Source organism: Ruegeria sp. ABF4_144 (genome assembly GCF_056160045.1).
Map to the genome: position 1 here is coordinate 2,567,762 of NZ_JBSWWK010000001.1, position 25,054 is coordinate 2,592,815.

General features: G+C 60.7%; 18 protein-coding genes. 13 read left to right on the forward strand and 5 right to left on the reverse strand.

All coding sequences use genetic code 11. The features are described from left to right. Position 1: 1 nt before the first annotated feature. Entirely contained in the window at positions 2 to 1,126 is a 1,125-nt protein-coding gene (locus ACXAGD_RS12900) for a mandelate racemase/muconate lactonizing enzyme family protein (protein ID WP_475211188.1), read from the forward strand. A 45-nt stretch (positions 1,127 to 1,171) separates the two neighbouring features. Here ACXAGD_RS12900 and ACXAGD_RS12905 read toward each other — a convergent pair whose 3' ends face one another. After that, a complete protein-coding gene (locus ACXAGD_RS12905; protein WP_170328704.1) occupies positions 1,172 to 1,774 on the reverse strand; it encodes a helix-turn-helix domain-containing protein in 603 nt (200 codons plus the stop codon). A 146-nt stretch (positions 1,775 to 1,920) separates the two neighbouring features. Here ACXAGD_RS12905 and glyA point away from each other — a divergent pair, with 146 nt between their 5' ends. The 12 genes from glyA to ACXAGD_RS12965 all read left to right on the forward strand — a co-directional run bounded on the left by glyA (position 1,921) and on the right by ACXAGD_RS12965 (position 16,255). After that, complete coding sequence (gene glyA, locus ACXAGD_RS12910) at positions 1,921 to 3,174, forward strand: serine hydroxymethyltransferase (protein ID WP_475211189.1); 1,254 nt, start codon at positions 1,921 to 1,923, stop codon at positions 3,172 to 3,174. 11 nt (positions 3,175 to 3,185) lie between these two features. After that, positions 3,186 to 4,565: a dihydrolipoyl dehydrogenase gene (gene lpdA / locus ACXAGD_RS12915; protein WP_475211190.1), complete on the forward strand. Its 1,380-nt coding sequence runs from the start codon at positions 3,186 to 3,188 to the stop codon at positions 4,563 to 4,565. Positions 4,566 to 4,579: 14 nt separating this feature from the next. Continuing rightward, positions 4,580 to 5,521, forward strand: a complete 942-nt coding sequence (gene lipA, locus ACXAGD_RS12920) for a lipoyl synthase (protein ID WP_475211191.1) — start codon at positions 4,580 to 4,582, stop codon at positions 5,519 to 5,521. A 25-nt stretch (positions 5,522 to 5,546) separates the two neighbouring features. After that, the gene (locus ACXAGD_RS12925) at positions 5,547 to 6,917 is read left to right on the forward strand and encodes an alanine/glycine:cation symporter family protein (RefSeq protein WP_475211192.1); all 1,371 of its coding nucleotides are present in this window, start codon (positions 5,547 to 5,549) and stop codon (positions 6,915 to 6,917) included. Positions 6,918 to 6,993: 76 nt separating this feature from the next. After that, positions 6,994 to 7,416: a universal stress protein gene (locus ACXAGD_RS12930; RefSeq protein ID WP_475211194.1), complete on the forward strand. Its 423-nt coding sequence runs from the start codon at positions 6,994 to 6,996 to the stop codon at positions 7,414 to 7,416. 16 nt (positions 7,417 to 7,432) lie between these two features. After that, entirely contained in the window at positions 7,433 to 8,527 is a 1,095-nt protein-coding gene (gene gcvT / locus ACXAGD_RS12935; RefSeq protein WP_475211195.1) for a glycine cleavage system aminomethyltransferase GcvT, read from the forward strand. A gap of 18 nt (positions 8,528 to 8,545) precedes the next feature. After that, entirely contained in the window at positions 8,546 to 8,911 is a 366-nt protein-coding gene (gene gcvH, locus ACXAGD_RS12940) for a glycine cleavage system protein GcvH (RefSeq protein ID WP_475211197.1), read from the forward strand. A 114-nt stretch (positions 8,912 to 9,025) separates the two neighbouring features. After that, complete coding sequence (gene gcvP, locus ACXAGD_RS12945) at positions 9,026 to 11,881, forward strand: aminomethyl-transferring glycine dehydrogenase (protein ID WP_475211199.1); 2,856 nt, start codon at positions 9,026 to 9,028, stop codon at positions 11,879 to 11,881. Positions 11,882 to 12,055: 174 nt separating this feature from the next. Then, complete coding sequence (locus ACXAGD_RS12950) at positions 12,056 to 12,940, forward strand: helix-turn-helix domain-containing protein (protein ID WP_475211201.1); 885 nt, start codon at positions 12,056 to 12,058, stop codon at positions 12,938 to 12,940. A 104-nt stretch (positions 12,941 to 13,044) separates the two neighbouring features. Continuing rightward, complete coding sequence (locus tag ACXAGD_RS12955) at positions 13,045 to 14,610, forward strand: DUF4153 domain-containing protein (RefSeq protein WP_475211203.1); 1,566 nt, start codon at positions 13,045 to 13,047, stop codon at positions 14,608 to 14,610. Continuing rightward, the gene (locus ACXAGD_RS12960; RefSeq protein ID WP_475211204.1) at positions 14,607 to 15,284 is read left to right on the forward strand and encodes a response regulator transcription factor; all 678 of its coding nucleotides are present in this window, start codon (positions 14,607 to 14,609) and stop codon (positions 15,282 to 15,284) included. The genes ACXAGD_RS12955 and ACXAGD_RS12960 overlap by 4 nt, the downstream gene beginning before the upstream one ends. Next, positions 15,281 to 16,255 (forward strand): sensor histidine kinase, encoded by a 975-nt coding sequence (locus tag ACXAGD_RS12965; protein WP_475211205.1) that lies wholly within the window; start codon positions 15,281 to 15,283, stop codon positions 16,253 to 16,255. The genes ACXAGD_RS12960 and ACXAGD_RS12965 overlap by 4 nt, the downstream gene beginning before the upstream one ends. A gap of 19 nt (positions 16,256 to 16,274) precedes the next feature. On the opposite strand, the gene ACXAGD_RS12970 is transcribed toward ACXAGD_RS12965, so the two are convergent. The 4 genes from ACXAGD_RS12970 to ACXAGD_RS12985 all read right to left on the reverse strand — a co-directional run bounded on the left by ACXAGD_RS12970 (position 16,275) and on the right by ACXAGD_RS12985 (position 25,049). Further along, positions 16,275 to 17,846, reverse strand: coding sequence for a trimethylamine methyltransferase family protein (locus ACXAGD_RS12970; RefSeq protein ID WP_475211206.1), 1,572 nt, complete (start codon positions 17,844 to 17,846; stop codon positions 16,275 to 16,277). Continuing rightward, complete coding sequence (locus tag ACXAGD_RS12975; RefSeq protein WP_475211208.1) at positions 17,843 to 19,906, reverse strand: oxidoreductase; 2,064 nt, start codon at positions 19,904 to 19,906, stop codon at positions 17,843 to 17,845. Before ACXAGD_RS12975 ends, ACXAGD_RS12970 begins: the two co-directional genes overlap by 4 nt. Before the next feature lie 139 nt (positions 19,907 to 20,045). Next, the gene (locus ACXAGD_RS12980; RefSeq protein ID WP_475211209.1) at positions 20,046 to 21,851 is read right to left on the reverse strand and encodes a BCCT family transporter; all 1,806 of its coding nucleotides are present in this window, start codon (positions 21,849 to 21,851) and stop codon (positions 20,046 to 20,048) included. 69 nt (positions 21,852 to 21,920) lie between these two features. After that, positions 21,921 to 25,049, reverse strand: coding sequence for an efflux RND transporter permease subunit (locus ACXAGD_RS12985; RefSeq protein WP_475211210.1), 3,129 nt, complete (start codon positions 25,047 to 25,049; stop codon positions 21,921 to 21,923). Positions 25,050 to 25,054: the final 5 nt, after the last annotated feature.

A 25,054-nucleotide genomic window follows, 5' to 3' on the forward strand; every position in this document is an offset into this window, starting at 1 on the left:
CATGAAGATCAAGAAAATCGACCTTTTCGAGCTGCACCTGCCCTATTCCGGCGGCAGCTACGAGTTGTCCGGCGGTCGCATCTACACCGGGTTTGACAGTGTCATGGTCTGCCTGACTGCTGATGATGGCAACGAAGGCTGGGGCGAAAGCACCCCCTTCGGCCCCAACTATATCGCCGCCCATGCCCTTGGCGCACGGGCAGGAGTCGAAGAGATCGCGCCGCATCTGATCGGCCGTGATCCGCGCGATGTGGATCGGATCAACGACGCCATGGACGAGGCACTTTTGGGGCACAACCATGCTAAGAATGCCATCGATCTGGCCTGCTGGGACATGTTCGGTAAATCAGTGGGGCTGCCGGTCTACAAACTGCTGGGCGGCAGTACGGGGAACCGCCTTCCGGCGATCAGCTCGATCTATGCAGGCACCCCGGAAGACATGCGGGCACGCGTCGCCGAGCACCGCAAGATGGGCTATATGGGCCATTCCGTGAAAGTCGGGGCTCTGGACAGCGAAGGCGGCCCGCAACTGGACGCCGAGCGTATCGCAGCCTCGCTGGCGGATCGTCAGCCCGGCGAGTACTTCATTGTCGATGCCAATGGCGGGTTGATTCCGGAAACCGCGTTGCGGATGCTTCGCGCCCTGCCGAGCGGCTTGGATTTCGTGCTAGAGGCCCCTTGTGCCACCTGGCGCGAAACCATTTCGTTACGCCAGCGATGCGATGTGCCGATCATCCTTGACGAACTGGCACAGGAAGATGGTGACGTCTCGAAACTGGTGGCTTTGGACGTGGCGGACGGGATCGGGCTCAAGATTTCGAAGGCCGGAGGTCTGACCCACGCGCGCCGCCATCGTGACATCTGTCGCGCCGCCGGGCTTACGATCAGCGTTCAGGACACCGTCGGGTCCACCCTGTCAGCCGCTTCGATCTTTCACATGGGTGCCACCGTACCCGAGCGGTTGCTGCGTTGCGTGCTTGACCCGCGTGACATGGTGACGATTCAAACCGGTGCTTTCGACGCGCCGATCAAAGATGGCGGCGTAGTGCCACCTGATGCGCCCGGTTTAGGTGTCACCGTCAATCGCGACCTTTTGGGCGCTCCAGTCGCGAGCTGGGAGAGTTAAAAGGGGCCGGGGCGGTGCGTGCCCTGGCCTTCCGCTATTTCTGTCTTACTCCAGCGACACCCAAAGAACTTGTGCGTCCTCTTTACTGGTCGACACGCACCCGTGCCCCATGCTGCTGTCATAATAGAGTGAATCCCCAGCCTTCATCGGCAGCGGGCGATAATGCTCTGAGATAAAGATCAGTTCGCCGCTCAGCACATACATGAACTCTTCGCCCGAGTGGCGAATCCACGGGTCGAACTCGGAAATATCCCGCGCCCGGATCGTCGCGACATAGGGCAGCATCCGCTTGCTGGTCAGGTCCGAACACAGCAGTTCGTGCAGATAGGTAGCGGTCTCACGAAATTCGCCCTGCCCCTTTGGCGTATAATCTCGTCGACCGGTGATCCCCGTCTGGCCTGACTGAAGAAACAGTTGCGGCGGGTTCAGATCCAGCGCCTGCGTCAGACGTCGCACGATCTCGAAACTGGGTTTTGTCTGGTTGTTTTCGATCTTCGACAAGGTGGAACGACCGATTCCCGCAGCACGCCCGGCCTCTTCCAGCGTCCAGCCTTTTTCCCGCCTCGCATCCCGGATCGAGCGCCCCAAAGCGGCACCTTCATCCAGTTCCTCAGGTGCTGAGGCTTCGTTCCTTTGGTCTTCGCCCATGAAAATCTCCCTATTCTGCGGCAGGTTAGCCGCTCCCCTATTCGCACGCAACTTCACGAATACGAGAATTATGTTGCTTTGCGGGAACTAATTCCACTATAGGAAACAAATTCCCGAACCAGGGATTCGACTGAGAGGAGGAGCTCATGTTCAAGACGTCGCTGGCCGAGGCCGACCCGAAAATCGCCGCATCGATTGCACGCGAAGGCACACGTCAAGCCGAACAGATCGAGTTGATTGCATCCGAGAACATCGTCTCTCAGGCCGTGATCGATGCGCAGGGGTCTGTGTTGACCAACAAGTATGCCGAAGGTTACCCCGGCCGCCGTTACTATGGCGGGTGCGAGTATGTGGATGAGGTCGAAGTCGAAGCCATCGAACGGCTGAAACAGCTGTTCGGCTGTGAATACGCCAACGTGCAGCCGCATTCGGGTGCGCAGGCCAACGGCGCGGTCAAGCTGGCGCTGCTCAGCCCCGGTGACACGATCCTTGGCATGTCCCTGGATGCAGGAGGTCACCTGACCCACGGAGCAAAACCTGCACAATCCGGCAAGTGGTTTCACCCGGTTCAGTATGGTCTGACTGACGCTGGGCTCATCGACTATGATCAGGTTGAGGCTCTGGCCAAGGCCGAAAAGCCCAAGATGATCATCGCTGGCGCATCAGCCTATTCGCAAAAGATCGACTTTGCCCGTTTCCGCGCCATTGCTGATGAAGTCGGCGCCTGGCTGCTGGCTGACATGGCCCATATCGCCGGACTGGTCGCAACTGGCCTACACCCCTCACCCATCGGTCACGCGCATGTGGTGACCTCGACCACGCACAAGACCCTGCGCGGTCCGCGCGGCGGCATCATTCTGACCAATGACGAGGCGCTGGCGAAAAAGATCAACTCGGCTGTGTTCCCTGGTTTGCAGGGTGGCCCGCTGATGCATGTGATTGCAGGCAAGGCAGTCGCCTTTGGCGAAGCGCTGAAGCCCGAGTTCAAGGACTACATGCAGCGCGTAGTCGACAGCGCCTCGGCATTGGCGAATGTGATGATGGCGCGCGGCTGTGATATCGTTTCGGGCGGAACCGAGAACCACCTGATGCTGGTCGATCTGCGCCCCATCGGCGTGACCGGAAAAGACGCCGAAGCAGCGCTGGAGCGTGCCGGTTTCACCTGCAACAAGAACAGCGTTCCGGGCGACCCCGAGAAACCCACCGTCACCAGCGGCATCCGACTGGGCACCGCGGCTGGATGCAGCCGGGGCTTTGGACCCGAGGAATTCCAGCAGATCGGTCACCTGATCGGAGACGTTCTGGATGCGCTGGCGCAGTCGCCGAATGGCGATGAGGCCGTCGAAAATGCGACCCGCGAAAAAGTCCGCACCTTGTGCGCAAACCATCCGATCTACTGAAAGACATTGAAATGACCTACGACGTTGTTGTCATCGGCGGCGGCCCGGGCGGCTATGTCGCTGCCATCCGTGCGGCTCAACTGGGACTGAAAGTGGCCTGCGTCGAAGGGCGCGGGGCACTGGGCGGAACCTGTCTGAATGTGGGGTGCATTCCCTCCAAAGCGTTGCTGACCTCCTCGGCCAAATATGCCGAGCTTGCACACCTCTCCTCCCATGGCATTGCGGTCGAGGGGGCCAGCATCGATGTGCCCGCAATGATGGGGCGCAAGGATAAGATCGTCGGCGACCTGACTAAAGGCATCGCATTTCTATTCAAGAAGAACGGCGTAGACCTGATCGAGGGCTGGGCCAGCATTCCCGCTGATGGGCTCGTAAAGGTTGGGGATGACGTCTTTGAGGCCAAGAATATCCTGATAGCCACCGGCTCGGAACCGACCCCTCTCAATGGGATAGAGATTGACGAGCAGGACATCCTCAGCTCGACCGGGGCGCTTAAGCTGGACGCCGTGCCCGACCATATGGTCGTCGTCGGAGCCGGTGTAATCGGGTTGGAGCTTGGTCAGGTCTGGGCACGTCTGGGCGCCAAGGTCACCGTTGTGGAATACCTCGACCGTGTGCTGCCCAGCATCGATGGCGATATCGCGAAACTGGCACAGCGTGCGCTGTCCAAGCGCGGACTAAAATTCCAACTTGGGCGCGCGCTGAAATCCGTTGAGAAATCTGAAGCCGGGCTGACGCTTACTTTGGATCGGGTCGGCAAAGACAAGGAAGAGGTGATCGAAGCCGACAAGGTTCTGATCGCCGTCGGACGCCGCCCCGTCACGCGCGGGCTTGGGCTGGAAGAACTGGGAGTGGCCCTTGACCCGCGCGGATTTATTCAGGTGGACGACACCTTCCGCACCTCGGTTCCCGGCATTTACGCGATTGGTGATTGTGTCCCCGGGCCGATGCTGGCGCACAAGGCCGAAGAGGATGGCGTTGCTTGTGTCGAGATGCTGGCAGGTCAAGCCGGTCACGTGGATTACAACACCGTTCCAGGCGTGGTTTACACCGACCCCGAAGTCGCCTCGGTTGGTCTGACTGAAGAAGCGTTGAAGGAAACAGGCGCTGAATACGCGGTCGGAAAGTTCGCATTCATGGCGAATTCGCGCGCCCGCTCAACCGGCGAAACCGATGGTGCGGTCAAGGTTCTGGCTGACCCGAACGGCAAAATCCTTGGCGCGCATATCTGCGGAGCCCATGGCGGTGATCTGATCGCCGAGCTGGTTCTGGCCATGACAAAAGGCGCCACCGTCGCTGAGGTTGCCGCCACCTGCCATGCACATCCGGCCATGGGCGAAGCGGTCAAGGAAGCCTGCCTCGACGCCATGGGCCGTGCAATTCACGCCTGAGAAGGAGCCGTCAGATGACCATCCAGCTTCGCCCCCGCCATCCCGAAAAGGCCAAGAAGGCTGACAGTGTCATCCCGCGTAAGCCCAAGTGGATTCGCAAGAAAAAAATCGACAGCGCCGAGTATTACGAAACACGGCGCCTCATGCGCGACCACAATCTGACTACCGTCTGCGAAGAGGCCGCCTGCCCTAATATTGGCGAATGCTGGTCCAAACGCCACGCCACTATGATGATCATGGGCGAAGTCTGCACGCGCGGCTGTTCCTTCTGCAACGTGGCGACCGGGCGACCCGACGCGCTGGACGTTTTCGAACCCGGCCGCGTTGCGGCGGCGGTCAAGAAACTGGGCCTGCGCCATGTGGTCATCACCTCGGTCGACCGCGATGATCTGGCCGATGGCGGGGCCGCTCACATCGCCCAGACCATCCGCGCCGTGCGGCACCAGAACCCCGGTACAACGGTCGAGGTTCTGACCCCAGACTTTCTGGGCAAGGGTGACGCTGCGGACGTAGTCTTCGAAGCCGCCCCGGACGTGTTCAACCACAACCTTGAAACCGTCCCGCATCTGTACCCAAGGGTCCGCCCCGGTGCGCGCTACTACATCTCGCTACGGCTGCTGGACGATGCCAAACGCGCCAACCCCGAGATTTTCACCAAGTCCGGCCTGATGGTCGGGCTAGGCGAAAACCTGAACGACGTGCGGCAGGTGATGGACGACCTGCGAGCCGCCAACGTCGATTTCCTGACCGTTGGTCAGTATCTGCAGCCGACCCCCAAACACCATCCGATCGACCGGTTCTGGTCGCCGGAAGAGTTCGCCCAACTGGAGCAGATCGCACGCTCCAAGGGCTTTCTGCACGTGTCGGCCACGCCGCTGACCCGTTCGTCGTTCCATGCGGACGAAGACTTTGCCGCCCTCAAGCAAGCCCGCCAACGGGCCATCGCCGGGGCATAAACCAGACGCACTAGGGAGGAATACCATGGAAGCGTTAAATTCAATCGTAGGGGCCATCAATGGCGTCGTGTGGGGGCCGCTGATGCTGGTTCTCATCCTCGGCGTCGGCTTCTTCCTGCAGGTCGGGCTGAAATTCATGCCGATCCTGCGCATTGGCACGGGCTTTAGCCTGCTGTTCAAAGGCCGTGAAGGTCAGGGCGAAGGGCAGATCAGCCCGTTCAACGCGCTGATGACCTCGCTGTCGGCGACCATCGGCACGGGTAACATCGCCGGTGTGGCCACTGCTGTCTTCCTGGGCGGTCCGGGCGCTTTGTTCTGGATGTGGATGACCGCCCTGGTGGGCATGGCCACCAAATATGCCGAAGCCGTTTGTGCGGTGAAGTACCGGGAAAAAGACGAGCTGGGCAACTTTGTCGGCGGCCCGATGTACTACATCAAGAACGGCTTGGGCGCGAAATGGGCCTGGCTGGGCGTCGCCTTCGCACTGTTCGGCGCAATCGCGGCCTTCGGCATCGGCAACGGCGTACAGGCCAACGGTGTTGCTCAGGTTCTGGAATCGAATTTCGGTGTCAACACCTCGGTCACCGGCGTTGTTCTGATGGTACTGACCGCAGCCGTTATTCTGGGTGGCATCACCCGCATCGGTGCTGTAGCCGGTAAACTGGTTCCGTTCATGGCGATTGCATACATCATCGCCGGTCTGCTGGTTCTGCTGATCAACATTGGCAACATCGGTCACGCGTTGTCGCTGGTCTTCACTTACGCGTTCACCCCCTCGGCCGCCGAAGGTGGCTTCGCGGGCGCAGCCGTCTGGGCAGCCATCCGCTTTGGTGTGGCACGTGGTGTCTTCTCGAACGAAGCCGGTCTGGGTTCCGCTCCGATCGCACACGCCGCAGCCGAGACCAAAGGTCCGGTCAATCAGGGCCTGATCGCGATGCTGGGCACGTTCATCGACACCATCATCGTCTGCTCGATCACTGGTCTGGCGATCATCTCTTCGGGCGCATGGACATCGGGTGAATCGGGCGCGGCACTGACCTCGCTGGCCTTTGCAAACTCACTGCCAGGCGGTGGTCACCTGATCGCAATCGCGTTGTCGATCTTTGCCTTCACCACCATCCTCGGCTGGTCGTTCTACGGCGAGAAATGCGTCGAATTCCTGCTGGGTGTCAAATCCCTGATGCCCTACCGCGTTCTGTGGATCGTTGCGATTTACTTCGGCGCAACAGCGGATCTGGGCTTCATCTGGCTGCTGGCGGATACGCTGAACGCCATGATGGCCATCCCGAACCTGATCGCCCTGGCCCTGCTGAGCCCGATCGTCTTCAAACTGACGAAAGAGTTCTTCGCCTCGGGCGGTAAATCCGAAGAGCCGGGCGGCACACCTGCCGAATAAACTCGGAAACCAAAACGGGGGGCCAACCCGGCCCCCCGCCTTTCAAACAAAACTCTATATCTCGAGGAGAGACGTGATGGCCACGAAAATCCTGCTGCCGATTGATCACACCGACGACCGCTCGTGGAAGAACGCCCTGCCGCTTGCACAAGAACAAGCCAAGTTCTACGGTGCTGAACTGCATGCAGTTGCCGTCATCCCCGAGATCATCCAATTGCCGAACCTGCCCGCCAACTACGGCGCCGGTGCCAAGGACCACGTACGAGGCGCAGTTCAGGCTATTCTGGATCATGGCGGTGCTGCCGATGTGACCGTCCACATCGAAGAAGGCAGCGTCTACCGCGAAATCCTGAAGCTTGCTTACAAGGAAGGCTTCGATCTGATCGTCATGGCATCGACCAAAGGCGATTTCCCGAATTATGAGATCGGCCCGAACCTGGCCCGTGTCGTGCGCAACGCGCACTGCACCGTCATTGTTGTTCGTGACCAATCCCGCTAATTGAAAGGTATTTGAGATGACCACACCGAAGCGCACGCCTCTCCACTCCTTGCACGTTGAGTTGGGCGGTAAGATGGTTGATTTTGCGGGTTGGGAGATGCCTGTTCAGTATCCTTTGGGGATCATGGGGGAGCATAAGCAGTGTCGTGAGAAGGCGGCGGTGTTTGATGTGAGCCATATGGGTCAGGTGATCCTGCGGGGCGAGAATGTGGGCGAGAAGCTTGAGGTGCTCTGCCCGCAGGCCTATGCGACCTTGAAAGAGGGCAAGGCGCGGTACGGGTTCTTCACCAATCCGGAAGGCGGGATCATGGATGATCTGATCGTGTCGAACGCGGGGGATCATTATTTCGTCGTGGTGAACGCGGCGCTGCGGCATCAGGACATTCCGCATATGCAGGCCCATCTGGACGGCGTCGAAGTGACCGAGATCTTCGACCGCGCGCTGGTCGCTGTGCAGGGTCCCAAGGCCGAGGATGTGGTGGGCGAACTGTGCCCCGCGGCGCGCGAGCTGAAGTTCATGGAAACCACCGTGGCCGAGATCATGGGCACCGAGTGCCGCATCTCGCGGCTGGGCTATACCGGTGAGGACGGCTACGAGATCTCGATCCCCGAGGACAAGGCGATTGAGATCACCCGCGCGTTTCTGGCGCATGAGGATTGCGAACCGGCGGGTCTGGGCGCGCGCGACAGCCTGCGGCTGGAGGCCGGGCTGTGCCTTTATGGCAATGACATCGATCAGAGCACCTCGCCGATTGAGGCCTCATTGGGCTGGGCGATCCAGAAGCGCCGCAAGGAAGAGGGCGGCTTTCCGGGCGCCGAGCGTATCCAGCGCGAACTGGCCGACGGCCCCGCGCGCAAGCTGGTGGGCATCAAGCCCGAAGGCCGCGCCCCCGCGCGTCAGGGCGTCGAGGTGCAGTGCCTTGAAGGCAATACGATTGGCCAGATCACCTCGGGCAGTTTTGGCCCCACGGTCGGCGGGCCGGTGGCGATGGGCTATGTGGCTGCAGGCCATGCCGAACCGGGCGAGACGGTGAACCTGATCATCCGGGGCAAGGCGCAACCGGCGCAGATCGTGGCGCTGCCCTTCGTCAAACAGAATTACAAGCGTTGAAGTCAGGAGAGAGACACCATGGCAACCTATTATTCCGAAGAGCATGAATGGCTGACCGTTGAGGGCGACACCGCCACGCTGGGCATCACGGCGCATGCGGCCGAGCAGCTGGGCGAAGTGGTCTTTGTCGAACAGCAGGACGTGGGCGAGGAATTTGCCAAGGACGGTGAGATCGGCGTGATCGAATCCGTCAAGGCCGCGTCCGAGCTTTATGCGCCGGTCGATGGAGAGATCACCGAGGTCAACGAGACGCTGGCCGACAACCCCGGCGCGCTGAACGAAGACCCCGAGGGCAACGCGTGGATCTACAAGATCAAGATCGCGGACGCGTCGCAGCTGGAAGATCTGATGGACGAAGCGGGCTACAAGGCCTTTATCGGCTGAGCCTCTGCCGGGGTCCTGATCCGGGACCCCACCCGTTCGGGCCGACCCGGCCCGCTTTCTACCGGAGGTCCTCGCGGCCTCCGCCCGACCTGACTTATTCATAGGAGCGCTGCAATGGCCTTCAAACTGACCGACTACGAAGCCTATGACTTTGCCAATCGCCGCCATATCGGGCCCAGCCCGACCGAGATGCGCGACATGCTCAAGGTGATCGGCTTCAAGACGCTGGACGAACTGATCGACGCCACCGTTCCCCCCGCGATCCGCCAGAAGGAGCCGCTGGACTGGGGCCCGGCGATGACCGAGCGGGATGCGCTGTTCCATATGCGCGAGGTGGCCAGCAAGAACAAGGTTCTGACCTCGCTGATCGGTCAGGGCTATTACGGTACCACGACCCCGGCGCCAATCCTGCGCAACATTCTGGAAAACCCAGCCTGGTACACCGCCTATACGCCGTACCAGCCCGAGATCAGCCAGGGCCGTCTTGAGGCGCTGTTGAACTTCCAGACCATGGTCAGCGACCTGACCGGGCTGGACGTGGCCAACGCCTCGCTTCTGGACGAAGCCACTGCGGCGGCCGAAGCCATGGCGATGGCCAAGCGCGGCGGCCGGTCCAAGGCCAACAACGCGGCCTTCTTTGTCGACAAGAACTGCCACCCGCAGACCATCGCGGTGATCAAAACCCGGGCTGAGCCTCTGGGCATCGATGTGCAGGTGGGCGATCCCGACAGCCTGGACGCTGGTGCCGTCTTTGGCGCGATCTTCCAGTACCCCGGCACCCATGGCCATGTGCGCGACTACACCGCCGAGATCGCGGCGCTGCATGAGCACAAGGCGATTGCCATCGTCGCTGCCGACATCCTGTCACTGGCCCTGCTGAAGTCGCCCGGCGAGATGGGCGCGGATATTGCCATCGGCTCGACTCAGCGCTTTGGCGTTCCGATGGGCTATGGCGGCCCGCACGCCGCTTACATGGCGACCACCGACAAGCTGAAGCGCTCGATGCCGGGCCGGATCATCGGTGTCAGCATCGACAGCCGCGGCAACAAGGCCTACCGCCTGTCGCTGCAGACCCGCGAGCAGCATATCCGGCGCGAGAAAGCCAACTCGAACGTCTGCACCGCGCAGGCGCTGCTGGCGGTGATTGCCTCGATGTATGCCGTGTACCACGGCCCCGACGGCATCAAGGCCATCGCGCAATCGGTGCACCGCAAGACCTCGCGTCTGGCCGCCGGTTTGGAAGAGGCGGGCTTTACCGTCGAACCTGAGGTGTTCTTCGACACCATCACGGTCGAGGTTGGTCATCTGCAGAAAACGGTCATGGAGGCCGCCGTGGCGCGTGGCGTCAACCTGCGCAAGATCGGCGACACGAAAGTGGGCATCAGCCTGGATGAACAGACCCGTCCCGAGACCATCGAAGCTGTCTGGGGTGCCTTCGGCATCGACCGCACCGATGACAGCTCGAACAAGCAGTACCGCCTGCCGGATTACGCGCTGCGCGAGACGCCCTATCTGACTCATCCGATCTTCCATCAGAACCGGGCCGAGGCCGAGATCACCCGCTATATGCGTCGTCTGGCCGACCGTGACCTGGCGCTGGACCGGGCAATGATCCCGCTGGGGTCCTGCACCATGAAGCTGAACGCCACGATCGAGATGATCCCGGTCACCTGGCCCGAGTTCAGCAATCTGCACCCGTTCTGCCCCGAAGATCAGGCGCAGGGCTATCACGAGATGATTGCCGATCTGAACGACAAGCTGTGCCAGATCACCGGTTATGACGCGATCAGCCAGCAGCCCAACTCGGGTGCGCAGGGCGAATATGCGGGCCTGCTGACCATCCGCAACTATCACTTCGCCCGCGGCGAAGGGCACCGCAATGTCTGTCTGATCCCGACCTCGGCACACGGGACTAACCCGGCCTCGGCGCAGATGGTGGGCTGGCAGGTTGTACCGGTGCAGTCGGATGAGAACGGCAATATCGATCTGAATGACTTCCGCGCCAAGGCCGAGAAGCACAGCGATCATCTGGCCGGCTGCATGATCACCTACCCCTCCACCCATGGCGTGTTCGAGACCACCGTGCAGGAGGTCTGCCAGATCACCCATGACCACGGCGGTCAGGTCTATATCGACGGCGCCAACATGAACGCCATGGTCGGTCTGTCGCGTCCGGGTGACATTGGCGGCGACGTCAGCCACCTGAATCTGCACAAGACCTTCTGCATCCCGCATGGCGGTGGCGGCCCCGGCATGGGCCCGATCGGCGTCAAAGCGCATCTTGAGGAACACCTGCCCGGTCACCCGGAATACGGCACAGCCGTGGGCCCGGTCTCGGCGGCGCCGTTTGGGTCGCCCTCGATCCTGCCGGTCAGCTGGGCCTATGTGCTGCTGATGGGCGGCGCGGGTCTGACGCAGGCGACGAAAGTGGCGATCCTGAACGCCAACTACATCGCCGCGCGGTTGGCCGAGGCCTACCCGATCCTCTACACCTCCGAGTCCGGTCGTGTGGCGCATGAATGCATCCTCGACACCCGTCCGTTGGATGAGGCCGCTCATGTTACCGTCGACGACATCGCCAAGCGTCTGGTCGATTCAGGCTTCCACGCGCCCACCATGTCCTGGCCGGTGGCCGGGACCCTGATGGTCGAACCCACGGAATCGGAGCCCATGGCCGAGCTCGACCGCTTCTGCGACGCCATGCTGTCGATCCGCTCGGAAGCGCAGGACATCATCGACGGCAAGATCGACGCGGAAAACAACCCGCTGAAAAACGCGCCCCACACGGTGCGCGATCTGGTCGGCGACTGGGACCGCCCCTACACCCGCGAACAGGCCTGCTTCCCCCCGGGCTCCATGGGCGTCGATAAATACTGGTCCCCCGTCAACCGCGTCGACAACGCATACGGCGACCGAAACCTCGTCTGCACATGCCCTCCAATGGACGCATACCAAGACGCCGCTGAGTAAAAGTTACCCCCGCCGGGAGACCGGCGGGGGCCTACCCCATGAATGGCAGGTGGAGGAACGATGAAACACTATGTCCTCGGAAACGACCACGCGCGGCCGGCCAATACGACGTCAGAAAGAACAAGGTACGTCGACGTTTTTCTGAGCGATCAAAATGTAAAATCGCCGGCAGAGATGATTGTCGAGTTTTTCGACTCTTTGAACCATCTGGTCGAGGATCACACCTATACCGTGAATATCCGCGGTGCCGCGACGGTTTCTGCGGGCGACCCGCTGTATTGGGCAGGTCGTACGGCGATTTTCTGGGGCGATCATCACAAAACCTGGTCATGCGACGCTGTGGAGAAAGCCCGGATATCGCAGATACTGCGTCTGGCGTCGCGCTCGGTGCTGGTCGGTGGGGCGGTGCTGTTGTTGGCACAAACCGGGCGGGCCGATGAAACATCTGCTGCCATCCACCCGAACTTTACCGCCGCAGCGCAGGAAATCGGTCTTGTCGACTGTAACAGAGCTACCCACAGATCCCCCGACAACCGTGTTCACAGCGCCGCAACAAAGTTGAGCGCCCTTCGGCTGCTTGCGGATTGCGTGGCACTGGATCACGGAGAACATCTGGCCGACACCCTGCGCGGTTACATCGGCCTGACCGAGCCGGACCGCAACTTTTCCAGCCAATTGGCCACCCGCCTTATCCAACGGTCTGGCGCGGACCCAATGGTGCGGCAGGTGATCGGGGCTATGCTGGATAATGTGGAAGATCCGCTGAAAATCTCGGACCTGTCCCAAACCGTTGGCGCATCCACCCGACAGCTGCAGCGGCGGTTTCTGGGTAAGACGGGCGTCAAGCTTCTGACCACATATCGTGAGCTTCGACTGGAGCGCGCCCAAAGCCTGCTGCGATACACCGACATGCCGCAGCCCGAGATTGCCACGGCCACCGGTTTTTCATCCGCCGCTGCGTTGGGGCGGGCCTTTCGGGTGCAGTATAACTTGACCACGGAAGACGTCCGAAATCAGCGTTTTAGTGGGGAGTTGTCGGAGCGTCGCCGACCTCGCTAAGGCAAAGAGCGAATTCTGCATGTCTGCACGAAATCTGCACAACTGGTGCGGATAGTCTGCAATTCGCGCGTTCACGCTTGGGGAAACCCGAGCAGGAGAACGACATGCCCAAAGAACTCATCATCCGTGGAATTCCCCGGTCGCTTGCATATGACGGCTGGTGGCTGGCCAACGAAGGTGGCGCAACGATTGACCAGACGCCTCCTGTCACACCACCCGGTAACATTCTGGATCATATTCGCAAGTTTCCCCGACTTGCTGCACTGATCCTTCTGGTTCTGTTAGGGGATTTTCTGTTCTGGGGGTACTGGCCCGGGTTTTCTCTGACCCTCTTTGCATGGAGCATCTTTACGGCGGTTAGGGTCAATAGCCCGGGCCACAACAGGCAGTGGGTCGCTGCTGGGGTACTGCTGCTGGCAACCTTGCCCGTTCTTGAATATGTCCAGCTTCTGTCTTTGGCCTTCCTCACCCTCGGGCTGCTTGGAGCTGTGGCGCTGTTGCGCATTCCACCCGAGGTCAAGACTCGCGAAAGCCTGCCCTGGCTGGTTGGTGCTGTTCTCCGCCTGCTCAAAAGCCTTCCGACCGCCGGTGTCATGGCCTTTGCGGCCCACATCCGGGGCAGGCCCATTCGGGCCGCTTCTCACAGCACTTCCAAACGAACAACAGTCCGTACATTCCTTCGCAACTGGGCCTTTCCTTTGGGCGGCGTGATGGTCCTGAGCACCCTACTGATCAGCGCGAACCCTGTGCTTGAACATATGCTGGTCCGAATGCTGCAAGTGGATTTCGATCTGTTCGTGTTGGTCCGTCGCGCAATGTTCTGGGCCGGGCTGGCCTTGTTGATCTGGCCGGTTCTGGCCGCCCCTGCCCTCGACGGTGCGCTTTCAGTGAAGCTACCAGACTGGGGGACACCCCGATTTCTGAATGCCGGGTCGGTCTTTCGCGCACTGGTTCTGTTCAACCTCGTGCTGGCACTGCAGAGTGTACTGGATTTCTCGATCCTGTTCGGCGGTGCGGCCCTACCGGACGGAATGAGCTATGCCACTTATGCCCATCGCGGCGCCTACCCGCTGCTGGCGACCGCCTTGCTGGCTGGCGGTTTTGCGCTGGCAGCACGCCCGTTCTCGGAACAAAATCCGGCGTTGAAATCCTTGCTGCTGTTTTGGCTGGCGCAAAACGTGCTGTTGACCCTGTCAGCCGCATTCCGGCTGGACCTCTATATCGGCTCCTATGGCCTGACCTATCTGCGCGTCTATGCGGCAATATGGATGGGGCTGGTCGCGATCGGTCTGGCGATGGTGGCATGGCAGATCTATCGGGACCGATCCTCGGGCTGGCTGGTGCTGCGGGTCACTGCGTTAAGCGTCGTGACACTATATACCTGTGCGTTCGTCAATTTCGGTGCCCTGATCGCAACCGATACACTGTCCCGCGCGGCGGACTCGGACAACACGACCCCGACGGACTGGGTTTATCTCTGCAGCCTTGGACATACTGCGGCCAAGGCGGTTTCGAAACAGGTCGCGCTTCAGCCCATCCCTCATATCCCGGACTGGGCGCAAAGCTGTGTGCATCCAGACCCAACCCATCTCAACTGGCGCGAATGGGACTTTCGCACTGCGCGCGTGAATGGCTATCTTGCAGCAAACACGCAAAGCGAGGCGCAATGAAAATCCTGTTGGTTGACGATGATCCCCGCCTGCGTGAGCTGGTAAGTCTGGCGCTGGAACGGGCGGGATTTCGGGTGGTTACCGCCAGCGACGGCCAGATCGCGGTTACCCACGCCGCCCGCGAAGCACCGGATCTTATCGTTCTGGATATCGGCCTGCCCGAGATGGACGGGTTAGAGGTGTGCCGCCGCATTCGCGCAAAATCCGACGTGCCGATCCTGTTCCTGACCGCCCGCGATGATGAGATAGACCGCATACTTGGTCTGGAAATGGGCGCTGACGACTACGTCACCAAACCCTTTAGCCCACGAGAGTTGGTCGCACGCGTTCGGGCTATCCTGAAACGCTCGGCCGGGCCACGACCCGGAGCGATCCTGTCCCATGGCCGGATAACGCTGGACCCTGGCGCGCATATTTGCCGTTTGGATGAGGCCACAGTGCCCCTGACCGCGACCGAGTTCACCTTGCTGGCCACTCTGATTGAACGCCCCAGTCAGGTGCACAGCCGGGCGCAGCTAATACAGGCGGTCTGGGGCGCACTATCTCAGGTCTCGGACCGCACATTGGACAGCCATCTCAGAAACCTGCGAGGCAAGCTGGCGCAGGCGGGCTGCGCGGGCGCAATTGAAACCGTGCATGGCGTTGGAATCCGCATTCAGGGTTCCCCGGCATGACGCGCAAATGGCGCCCGGGTCTTGCCTTTGTATTGGGCGGAGCGCTGTGCGGTACTTTGCTGTTGTCGCTGACCGGTCTGGTGGCGTTTCGGTATCTCGGGCCGGAACTGGGCTATCGCAACGCCGCCGTTTCTTTGGCGCTGATCATCACCGCAGCCACCGCGGTTCTGGGCTGGCTTCTGGTCCGGCTGTTGCTTCGGCCAATTATTGCGCTGGAACGGTTTGCCACTCAGGTCGTTCGGCACCCTGCCGACCCCCTGTCGCCACCTGCACGGTTCGGCACGCAGGAGCTCGGCACCACCGCCCAAAGCGTCATCGACATGGCCGAGACCCTGCGCAACCGCGAGACAACAATTCGCAGCTTCTCAGACCACGTCACGCATGAGCTGAAAACCCCGGTGGCAACCCTTCGCGCAGCGACGGAACTGCTGCGCGATGATGAAACCCTCTCGGCCGAGAATCTGCGTCTGGTCGATCAGATCGCCAGCGCAGGCGTGCAGATGGAGCACCAGATTGACGCCATGCGACAGGTCGCCCGCGCGCGCGAGTCGCGCCATGAAGGTGCGGCCTCACTTAACGAATTGCAGTACGGGCTGCGAAGCGACTTCCCAGCCCTTGATCTGCGGATCAGTGGCGGTGATGCAATCATCCCGATTGGCCCCAAAGGTCTGCAAGTTGTCCTGCGGCAATTGCTGAGCAACGCGTCAGAACATGGCGCGCAGGTCGTTCAGCTTTCAACCGAGCCAGACGAGGCACGGGTTGTCCTGAGAGTGCGCGATGACGGTCAGGGCATCTCTGAAGGCAATGCGGCGCGGGTGTTTGACCCGTTTTTCACCACGAAACGCGATCAGGGCGGGACGGGCATGGGGCTGGCTATCGCCCGCAACACGCTGCGCGCGCATGGCGGAGATATTGCGCTGCTACCCGCCACCGACGGCGCTGCCTTTTCGATCTGGTTCGAACACAGATAGGCGGGGACCATTGTGCGCCTTACGCCCGGCTGCTCCGCATCTGCTCGGTTTTCAGGACGATAGGGAATTCATCGCGCACTCGGGCGTCCTCGGCCCCGAAATAGTTGGGGAAATGCGCCCCTAGAATGGCCTGTGCCTTGTCCTGCGCACGCTGCAACAGATCAACCTTGCCTTCGTTTTCCCAAGTATCGGTGCGCTCTCGGTCCATGAGCTGAGGGTAGACAAACTCCGAGTTCATAAAACTCAGCGTATGCGGGTTGCCCAGAAAATGCCCCGGGTCGATGGCGCATTTATGGATCACGTCAACGGCCATGGTCTCATCGTTCACCTCGATGCCCCGCAGGGATCGCAGGATCATGCCGCCAGCCTCATCGTCGATGACCATGCTTTCGAAGCTGCACCCCATCAGACTGCCCAACATACCGCCGAACTCGCACACCCGGTTAGCCCCGGCATGGGCGGCCAACGAAAAGGTCAGCGCCTTTTCCAGCCCATATTGCGCATCAGGCAGTTTTGCATCGGTCATCCCCGCCCCGACCGAGGTCGGCAGGCCGTAAAAGTTGCCCATTTGCACTGCGGCGGCCCCGATCAAGGCCTGCTCTCCGCTGCCGCCGGTGAACGACCCGCTGCGCAGATCGGTGATGAACGGCCAGGCGGCAAAACTGACCGGGCAACCCGGCGTGATCAGGTTGGCAATGGCGACGCAGGACAGCGTTTCTGCCACTGCCTGCACCAGAGTTCCGGCCAACGTTGCGGGCGCGGTGGCCCCAGCCTGCGGCGGGACGGCCAGATCCACGGTCAGGCCCAGCTTGGCAGTGTCGATCAGAATTTCCATATTCTCGCGCCCTATGCGTAGGGGCGACACAATCGGACAGCCGCCAAACACCACCGAAGGTTTTTTCAGAAAGGAACCCTCCCCGCCCGAGGCCAGATCAAAAATGCGGATGGCATGGGGCATATGGCTGCGGTTCCGAAAGGCCAGACAGGCCGGTTTCTGGCTGGCTGAAAGCATGGCGTAGACCATGTTCATGTCATGGGTGAAGTCATCGGTCACATCTGTGGCCAGCACCGTGGCGCCCAGCATGTGGATATTGTCCAGCTTATCGACCAGCCGGGTGAAATCGTAGATATCGCACAGCGTGGACGGGCGGTAGGATTTGGTCCGCGCGTCAAAAGTTGTAACGGCAGTGCCTGAATTGGCGAAATAAACGCTTTGCGCGGTGCAGTGCATATCATCCTTGCCCGCACGCTCACCCCGCGCGTGGACGTAGTATTCCCGTGCGGCGTTGGACAGCAGGTCCTCGGTCAGCCCACGGGGAAAGCACAGGCGGTTATGCTCGTTCAAAATCGCGCCTTTGGGCAGCACCAGATCCAGCAGTTCTGGGAACGGATCGGCAAGACCGGTCCGCTCCAACACGGTTAGGGCCGCGCTGTGAATGGCCTGCATATCGGCCTGCGACAGCGGGCGATAGCGGCCACCGGTCAGCCCGCCGTAAACCGCCTCATTTCCGGTGCTGGCCTGCTGTTGCGCGATGCGTGCCGCGCGACCGCCGCCACGGCGGCGCGTTTTGGGAGCGATGGTCTGGGTCATGATGCCTCCTCTCGCAGGTCGGTGATTTCCCGGCGGAACCAGTCTTGTTCGGCTGCGTCCCTAGGGCGTTCAAAGTCGCGCGCGGCGCGGTGGCCGTCGAATATTGCATCGGCAATCAGGCCTGGGGCAGCGGCATCACCGATCAGTTCAAGCGTTTTCAATCCCCTGCCCCGCAACTGATCATACAGCGTGGTGTTGCGCTGCCGTTCGGTCACCAACACGGTTGCTGCGCATTCCACCTGCAACACCCGCCCGGTATAGACGCAGTCTGTGGTCACGCAGTCGGGCGCAATTCGGCTCAGCGTTTGGTTGCAGCAAATTTCCACGCCAAGTTCGATCAGCCGGGCCTGAATGCGGTGTTGCTCCAAGGTGAAATCTGAGAAACTCGACACCGTGCTTTCCGGTGTCACAAAAACGACATCACATCCCAGTTGCACCAGCTTTTCGGCAATAACACCGGCCAGATAAATATGGTCATCGTCATAGACCACCACCCGACCTTCTGGCTCGGACCCGGCCATGATATCGTCCGGCGTATAGACAAAGGCCGACGGGTCGATCGTCGGCGGCAAGCGTCGCGTATTGCGCCCCACACCGTCGACGCGCCATTCGGCCCCGGTGGCCAGAAACACGTGTTCGATGCCCAGTTCGATCACCTGATCCGCATCCAGCGTACTTTCCGCAAACATTTGCACGTTGGCGCGTTGGCGAAGATCGTTCAGCCGGTAATCAGCCACCCGGCCCCATGCGGCCAGCCCCGGCAATTGGCTTTCCCGCAGAACCCTCCCGCCAAAGTCCATCGCGCTTTCAGCCAGCGTGACCTCATATCCGCGCCGTGCCAGCTGCATGGCGCATTCCAACCCGGCGGGGCCGCTGCCCACGACCAGCGTCTGTGTCGCTTGGCCCTGCGAGGCTATGCGTTCTGGGTGCCAACCACGCCGCCATTCCTCGCCGATGGTCGGATTTTGGGTGCAGCGGATCGGAACGCCCAACCCGTCCGAGGCGGCGCAGATATTGCAGCCGATACACTCCCGGATTTCGTCAACGCGACCCTCCTCAATCTTGCGCGGGATGAACGGGTCGGCAATCGACGGGCGGGCCGCACCTATCAGATCAACGATCCCCTTGCGCAGCATCGACAGCATCAGGTCTGGCGAGGTCAGCCGCCCGACACCCACGACCGGCTTCTCAGTCACCTTTTTGACGTAAGACAGATAGTCGTTCTGATACCCGTCCTGTGGCTTAAACCGGGTGGTCGCGGAATCGTTGGCCCAGTCCGAGACGTTCACGTCCCAGATATCCGGCAGATCGGCCAGCAGCTCGACAACGGCCCTGCCTTCTTCGGCCGCCTGCATCCCGTCGGGGCCAAGCATCTCATCTATCCCGAACCGAAAGGCCACGGCGCAGGTGTCGCCCACGGCATCGCGAGTGTCCTCCAGCAGTTCGCGGGTCAGGCGCACGCGATTTTCCAGCGATCCACCGTATTCGTCACCGCGCGCATTCAGATGAGGCAACATGAACTGTTGGGCCAGCGTCATCCCGTGACCCGCATAGACATAGATGATGTCGAACCCGGCCTCTTTGGCGCGCAGGGCAGCATCACGATGCCAGCGCCGCAGCGCGCGGATGTCGGCCTTGTCCATTGCGCGCCCCTGTTTCGGTTGGCAAGCGCTGATCGCCATATCCGAGGGCGCAAGCACCGGCGCGCGGGACAGAAGATTGGTGGCATGTCTGCCGTTGTGGACCAGTTGAACAGCCGCCAGAGCACCATGTTTATGCACCGCATCCGTCATCAGCCGCAATGCGGGAATATCGCGAGCGTCCCACAAGCGACCCTCGGCAGAGGGGGCCAGGTCCGAGGTCGGATGGATCTCGGTCTCTTGCGTGGAAACAACGCCCCAGCCGCCTTCGGCTTTCATCCCGCGCAGGGCGGCCTCGGCCCGGGGGCGCACATGGCCTAGACCGGTGCAATGCGGCACCTGATAGAAACGGTTTTTCGCAGTAACTGGCCCCAGACGAATGGGCTCAAAAAGTGGTGCGTATCCTTGAACGTCCGCCATGACGCGCCCCTTTCTTACGTTTTGCCGGGAATGCCCGAGACCTCCGATCCTGTCGCCCCGAACAGGACAGTCCATGCAAAGCTACGCAATGTTCATGAAGCGCGCCCCGGCGGAAAGATTAAGAAAACCTCAGACCGGCTTAACGTTCGGTCGGGCTTTCGTCGTACCGCGCACGCCGCAGGTCGTTGATCATAGCCTTGCCCAGCGCAACACACATCAGCAGGAGGACAACGCTGAAGGGCAGCGCGCCAATGATCATCGAATTGGTCAACGCCTCAAGCCCACCACCGCCCGCAATCAACAGCGTCCCGATCACCAGCGTCAACAGACCGCCCCACAGTATGCGATGCATGACCCCGGTTTCCTCGGCCCCGCCGGACATGATCGTGTTCATCACCAGTATCCCGGAATCCGCCGAGGTCACCAGAAAGGTCATTGTCAGGACCACACACATAAAGCTGACGATTACCAGCATGTGTCCCGAGATCATCTGGCTGAGCGTCACGAACAGCGTGGCCGTGGTCGATGCCGACAGGATCGCGCCACCGGCGTCTCCGTTCAGTTCCAGATCAATGGCCGACCCACCCAGAATGGTCATCCAGGCAAAACAAACCAGCGACGGCGCGATCACCGCCCCAAGAATGAACTCGCGCACCGTGCGCCCGCGTGAGATTCGAGCCAGAAACAGGCCGACGAAGGGTGAAAAGGCGATCCACCAAGCCCAATAAAACGTGGTCCAGCCCGATTGCCAGCCGAAAAGTCGCCCCGGAGTTCCGGCCTCATAAGCGGCGTGTTTCGCAGTATCCGGAAGGGCGGCTGCTTCGCCACCCAACCCGGCCAGAAAACTGTCGCGGGTGCCCCAGGCGTCGGTAGCGCCTGGAAACAGCTCGGCCACGAAGGGGGCGGCTTCGGGCGGCAGGGCCGAGGCGAACTCGGCCTCGGACATCGGGCCATAGGCCTGCAGGCTAAGCGGGATGAAATTGATGATGTAATCCACCAATGCCTGCCCATAGGTTGTCAGGGCAAAGGCAAATGATCCGAAGATAATGAACACCGCCAGAAGAACCAGCGACAGGACCAGATTTAAGTTCGAAAGGTATTTCACCCCACGCCCGACGCCCGAGACCGCAGACAGGGTCGACATCAGCATTACGGTCGCAAGCGCAACGATCAGCCCTGCGGTCGATGGCTTCATCAAACCGTCCATCAGCCATTCCGCACTGGTGATCAGAAACGCCCCGTCCACCAGCTGCGACACTCCGTATCCGATGGTCACGGCCACCCCGAGGATCGTGGCGACAACGCCCAGAATGTCGATCACGTGCCCTGCAACACCGTTGGAATACTCTCCCAACAGCGGCGTCAGCGCGGTGCGGATCGTCAGCGGCATGTCGCGGGTGTAGGCGTAGTAGGCTAGGCTCAACCCCGTCACCACGTAGATGGCCCAGGCGTGAAATCCGGTGTGCAAGAACGTGTATCGATAGGCCCCTTTTATCGCCTCTTGGCTTTTGGCTTCAACCTCGCCCGAGACGGTCAGGGGATTCGTCTCCCATAACCCCAGCGGTTCGGCAGTGGCATAAACCATCAGACCAACACCCAGCCCGGCCCCAAACATCATCGAAAACCATGAGAAGTTAGTAAATTCGGGTCGTTCGTCCTCACCGCCCAATCGCATCCGCCCGGTTGCCGGGATGATCGCGATGACAATCAGAAAGAACGCGAACAGCGCGACCGAAAGGTCGTAGAAGATGTTAAACTCGCTCAACAGCCCCGATTTCCAGGACCGCAGGGTGTCATTGGCGTTCAGCGGCCAGACCAAGGCCCACAGCACCAACAGCGAGACGACGATCTTGCTGACCAGCGCAATTGGCAGGTTATAGCCCTTGTAGAACCCGCTGTCCTGCCGTTCGATTTTCAGGTCCGTAAAGGGGTCTTGCAGCGACATCTTGCTTGGGCCCGCCTCAGTTCCGGTGCCGTTCAGCATCCGGCAAAGCCTGAAAGACTGCAACAATTTTCAGGTCTTGCGGCGTACTTGCCCGATACTGACCAGCCATTCGCGCAGGCTCTGGAAAGCAGCATACAAAACCGGGATCATCAGCAACCCAAGCGTGCTGTCGAGGATCATGCCGAACAAAACGGGATACCCGACCGAGACCCGCGCCGCTGCCCCTGCCCCGCTGGACAGGACAAGTGGCAGAACGCCTACGATGAAACACAGGCCAGTCATGGTCACGGGGCGAAACCGGATTTCAGCCGCTTTCAGGGCCGCGTCACGGATGCTGGCGCCACTGTCGCGCTGTTGGTTGGCGAACTCAACCACCATGATCGCTTTTTTCGCTGCCAGTCCGATCAGCAATACCATCCCGACCTGCGCAAAGATGTTGCTGTTCACGAAGGGCAGCAGCGACAGCGGGATCAACGCGCCCAACAGCGCGAAGACGGCCGAGGTGATGATCGAAAACGGCAGGATCCAGCTTTCATACAGAACCACTAGGAACAGATATGCCAGAACCAACGCCGACAGCATGATGTAAGGAACAAGCCCCTGTGCTTTCACCTCTTGCTGGGTGACGCCAGACCAGTCGATCTGGAACCCGTCGGGCAGGGTTTTTTCGGCAATCGCCTGCATCGCGATGATGCCATCTCCGGAACTGACGCCATCCGCCAGCTGCGCACTGACCGAAGCGGCTGTGAACAGGTTGTAACGCGGCACTGTATCCGGCGCGAGGACCGGTTCGTTGCTGACGAAGTTGCGCAGGGGCAGAGACTCTCCGGCGCTGTTTTTGACATAGATATTGTCCACATCATCCAATGTCTGGCGGAATTCGGCATCGGCAGAAATCACGACCCAGTAAACACGCTCGTTCAGGATGAAGTTGTCCACGAAATACGAACTGAGATTGGCCTGCAACGCGGTGAAGATATCGGCCACGCTGACGCCCAATGTCTCGGCCCGGTCGCGATCAACAGACAGTTTATACTGTGGGCTTTGGGCCGAGAAATTGCCATGCGCACGGGAAAACTCGGGCGCGGCGTTCAGGGCGGTCACAAAGCCGGTCATCACCGCATCCAGTTGCGCCCCATCCCCATTGCCAAGGTCCAGCAGTTCCACTGAAATTCCTCCGGTCGAGCCCAGCCCGTGAATGGTCGGGAACGGGAAGACATAGGAAACCCCCTCGGGTAACGCCGCCAGTTGCCGTTCAAGGCTGTGCATGATCGCATACCACTGCAGATCAGGGCTGGTGCGCTGATCCCATGGGGTCAGCGTTACGATGACCATACCCGCGTTGGGGCGCCCTCCGGCCAGCATCGAGTGGCCGGACACAACCGTGACGTCCGCGACCCCCAGCGTTTGTTCGATCAGCGCGCCCGCCTTATCCATGAACGCCTGCGTGCGTTGCAGAGAGGCCCCGTCCGGCAACTCCATCGATGCCATCAGAACGCCGTTGTCCTCCTGCGGGATCAGGCCCGTGGGGACGGTATTGAACAGGTACACCGTCAAACCCACGGCCCCGGTAAACACCACCAACGAAACCGCCATATAGCGCAGCATCAACGATACAAGGCGCAGGTACTGGTGCCGCACCCATACGATCACCCTTGGAACAATTGCCAGCGGCCCGATTGGCTTACTGTCGGTCTTCAGCATCATTGCGCAGAGCACAGGCGCGAGAGTCAGTGCATTCACGGCCGAAAGAACAAAGGCAAAGATGATCGTCAGGGCGAACTGGAAATAGATCGTGCCTGTCACCCCAGGAAAGAAACAGACCGGAACAAACACCGCCGCCAGAACAAAGGTTGTCGCGATGATCGGTCGGTTGACCTGCGACATCGCTTTCAGGGTTGCCTTGCGTGGGTCCAACCCCTCGTCCCGCAGGATACGTTCGGCGTTTTCGATGATGATGATCGCGTCATCCACCACCAGAGTGATCGCCAGCACCAACGCGAAGAGGGTGATCATATTGGCACTGAACCCAATGGCATAGATCAGCGCCACCGCACCCAGCAGCGATACTGGAATAGCGATAGCTGGTACGATGGTGGCACGCAGGCTCGCGAGGAAAAGGAAGGTCACGCCGATCACCAACCCCGCCGTCAGGGCCAGCGTGGTCATGATATCCCGGATCGACACGCGCACCGCATCGGTGACGTCATAGGTAACCTCATACGAGACACCGTCGGGGAACTTCGTTGACAGCTCCTTCAACAGCGCGCGTAGGGTGTCGGAAATCTCAAGCGCGTTGGCGGTGCTTTCCTGATACACCGCAACAGTGGCCGAGTCCTTGCCGTTCAGCTTGGTCGTGCCGGAATAGGTGGCGGCGCCCAACTCGATCCGGGCGATATCCTCTAGCCGCGTGACTGAACCGCTGGGGTCCGAGGCGACGATGATCCGCCCAAACTCTTCGGCATCGCGCAACAAGCCTTCGGCGCGCAGTTTGAATTGGAAGTCGGTTTGACCTTCTGCGAAAGGGGGCGCCCCGACCTGCCCTGCTGCGGCAATGACGTTCTGGTCTTTGATGGCGTCGGCCACTTCCGCCGCAGTGATGTTCAGCGCAGCCATGCGAACCGGGTTGATCCAAACCCTCATACTGTATTCCAACTGACCGAACTGCGATACCGACCCCACGCCCGGCAGCCTCTGCAGCGGATCATGAAGGAAATCGGCGGCAAAATTGCTCAGGTACAGCTCATCCCGTGATCCGTCGGGAGAAATCAGGTTGATCACCATGATCATGTTGCCTGACCTCTTGGTCACCTCGATCCCCTGCTGCAACACCGCCGAGGGCAACTCGGAACTGGCCAGAGCGATGCGGTTCTGCACTTCAACAGCCGCGACATCGGGATCGGTGCCAAGCTCGAACGATACGTTCAGCATGTAGGTGCCGTCATTCGAGCTTTTGGAGGACAGGGACAACATGCCGGGAATACCGTTCACGCGTTCTTCGATCGGGGTCGCAACGGATTCCAGAATGACTTGCGCGTCTGCTCCCGGATATGAGGTATCGACGTAAATCTGCGGTGGCGTGATATGGGGGTATTCGGTGATCGGGATCAGGCGCACACAGACCGCGCCAAACAAAACCATCAGGATCGCGATGACAGCGGCGAAATGCGGCCTGTTGATGAAATAGCGCGCGATCAAACCGG

What these genes read in the sequence shown, in the direction of transcription:
- ACXAGD_RS12900 (WP_475211188.1), top strand. Translation starts at nt 2, where the DNA reads ATGAAGATCAAGAAAATCGACCTTTTCGAGCTGCACCTGCCCTATTCC.
- ACXAGD_RS12905 (WP_170328704.1), bottom strand. Translation starts at nt 1,774, where the DNA reads ATGGGCGAAGACCAAAGGAACGAAGCCTCAGCACCTGAGGAACTGGAT.
- glyA (WP_475211189.1), top strand. Translation starts at nt 1,921, where the DNA reads ATGTTCAAGACGTCGCTGGCCGAGGCCGACCCGAAAATCGCCGCATCG.
- lpdA (WP_475211190.1), top strand. Translation starts at nt 3,186, where the DNA reads ATGACCTACGACGTTGTTGTCATCGGCGGCGGCCCGGGCGGCTATGTC.
- lipA (WP_475211191.1), top strand. Translation starts at nt 4,580, where the DNA reads ATGACCATCCAGCTTCGCCCCCGCCATCCCGAAAAGGCCAAGAAGGCT.
- ACXAGD_RS12925 (WP_475211192.1), top strand. Translation starts at nt 5,547, where the DNA reads ATGGAAGCGTTAAATTCAATCGTAGGGGCCATCAATGGCGTCGTGTGG.
- ACXAGD_RS12930 (WP_475211194.1), top strand. Translation starts at nt 6,994, where the DNA reads ATGGCCACGAAAATCCTGCTGCCGATTGATCACACCGACGACCGCTCG.
- gcvT (WP_475211195.1), top strand. Translation starts at nt 7,433, where the DNA reads ATGACCACACCGAAGCGCACGCCTCTCCACTCCTTGCACGTTGAGTTG.
- gcvH (WP_475211197.1), top strand. Translation starts at nt 8,546, where the DNA reads ATGGCAACCTATTATTCCGAAGAGCATGAATGGCTGACCGTTGAGGGC.
- gcvP (WP_475211199.1), top strand. Translation starts at nt 9,026, where the DNA reads ATGGCCTTCAAACTGACCGACTACGAAGCCTATGACTTTGCCAATCGC.
- ACXAGD_RS12950 (WP_475211201.1), top strand. Translation starts at nt 12,056, where the DNA reads ATGATTGTCGAGTTTTTCGACTCTTTGAACCATCTGGTCGAGGATCAC.
- ACXAGD_RS12955 (WP_475211203.1), top strand. Translation starts at nt 13,045, where the DNA reads ATGCCCAAAGAACTCATCATCCGTGGAATTCCCCGGTCGCTTGCATAT.
- ACXAGD_RS12960 (WP_475211204.1), top strand. Translation starts at nt 14,607, where the DNA reads ATGAAAATCCTGTTGGTTGACGATGATCCCCGCCTGCGTGAGCTGGTA.
- ACXAGD_RS12965 (WP_475211205.1), top strand. Translation starts at nt 15,281, where the DNA reads ATGACGCGCAAATGGCGCCCGGGTCTTGCCTTTGTATTGGGCGGAGCG.
- ACXAGD_RS12970 (WP_475211206.1), bottom strand. Translation starts at nt 17,846, where the DNA reads ATGACCCAGACCATCGCTCCCAAAACGCGCCGCCGTGGCGGCGGTCGC.
- ACXAGD_RS12975 (WP_475211208.1), bottom strand. Translation starts at nt 19,906, where the DNA reads ATGGCGGACGTTCAAGGATACGCACCACTTTTTGAGCCCATTCGTCTG.
- ACXAGD_RS12980 (WP_475211209.1), bottom strand. Translation starts at nt 21,851, where the DNA reads ATGTCGCTGCAAGACCCCTTTACGGACCTGAAAATCGAACGGCAGGAC.